We start from the raw sequence: 904 nt of genomic DNA on the forward strand, positions 1-904 counted from the left end.
CTTTCYATAAACGCAGTGATATTCAAGCAATCATTGAAGAGCATGGGCATGAGATAGTTTGGTTACCCCCTTATAGTCCAGACTTAAATCCTATTGAAAAGATGTGGGCTTGGATTAAGCAAATCCGCAAAGAATGGCGGATGGATTGTATTGATACTTTATTCTTTTATCTGCTTTGGATTGGGTTGAGTTTTAGATGATTGCACTATATCACTTCCATGACAAATTTGTCCTTTTGTGCTGTAGCCATAAGGTCTATGAGCAAAGGCTTTAAAACCACATTCATCAAGATAGACTATCGGTTTGTCTTGAGCGGTCTTATCCACTATTTGTTCTTGAAAGTGCTCTCTTTTCTCTGTGTCGGTTTTTGGATGTTGGTTAATCTTTTTTTATGCGTTATCTTTAGTCGCTTTAGAGCATAACAAATCGCTGATTGCGAGCAATTAAAACGTCTAGCGCTTTCCCATTGGTAATCATCAGGATACTGCTCAATATCCTTAAGCAAGGCTTCATCATCAATCTTTGAGGGCTTACGCTCAGTAAAGCCTTTAGGATGGGGATTTTAATCCAGCTATAGACGGTGAATTTGCTGATCTTGTAGCGCTTTGCAACAGCGCGCCAAGTTTCTCCATTAGCAATATCGTTAAGAATTTTCTGTCGGAATTGGCTGCAGTAGGTCATAGGATATGCTCAGTTTGTTTTTGATAATTCTACTACAAGTTGTTCTTTATATCTGCTTTTGGATAGATTTGGATTCTAAGTTGATTTGACTATATAACTCAGCCGAACAACCATACAACGTTGGAAGAAGAATCCTGAACGTAAGAAACGCGTATTTAAACTCCTAAAAATAAGATAATCGAGCTTCTGAAAGCAGATGTCAAAGCTTATCCCGAATGACTAC

General features: G+C 38.2%; 3 protein-coding genes and 1 pseudogene. 1 reads left to right on the forward strand and 3 read right to left on the reverse strand.

What is annotated here, in order from left to right:
* Positions 1 to 200 (forward strand): transposase (locus A5N85_RS17435; RefSeq protein WP_346243184.1); only part of this gene is annotated, 200 nt, incomplete at its 5' end.
* On the opposite strand, the gene A5N85_RS15940 is transcribed toward A5N85_RS17435, so the two are convergent.
* From A5N85_RS15940 to A5N85_RS18070, 3 genes and pseudogenes are all read right to left on the reverse strand, one after another.
* Positions 159 to 326, reverse strand: a complete 168-nt coding sequence (locus A5N85_RS15940) for a hypothetical protein (protein WP_169818700.1) — start codon at positions 324 to 326, stop codon at positions 159 to 161. The two genes, A5N85_RS17435 and A5N85_RS15940, sit on opposite strands and share 42 nt — an antisense overlap.
* Entirely contained in the window at positions 326 to 505 is a 180-nt protein-coding gene (locus tag A5N85_RS18065; protein WP_249023998.1) for an IS630 transposase-related protein, read from the reverse strand. Before A5N85_RS18065 ends, A5N85_RS15940 begins: the two co-directional genes overlap by 1 nt.
* Positions 506 to 609: 104 nt before the next feature.
* A pseudogene (locus tag A5N85_RS18070) lies at positions 610 to 681 on the reverse strand (hypothetical protein); the annotation flags it as partial.
* Between the last annotated feature and the right edge of the window lie 223 nt (positions 682 to 904).

This window comes from Suttonella ornithocola (assembly GCF_001889065.1).
Lineage (GTDB): Bacteria > Pseudomonadota > Gammaproteobacteria > Cardiobacteriales > Cardiobacteriaceae > Suttonella_A > Suttonella_A ornithocola.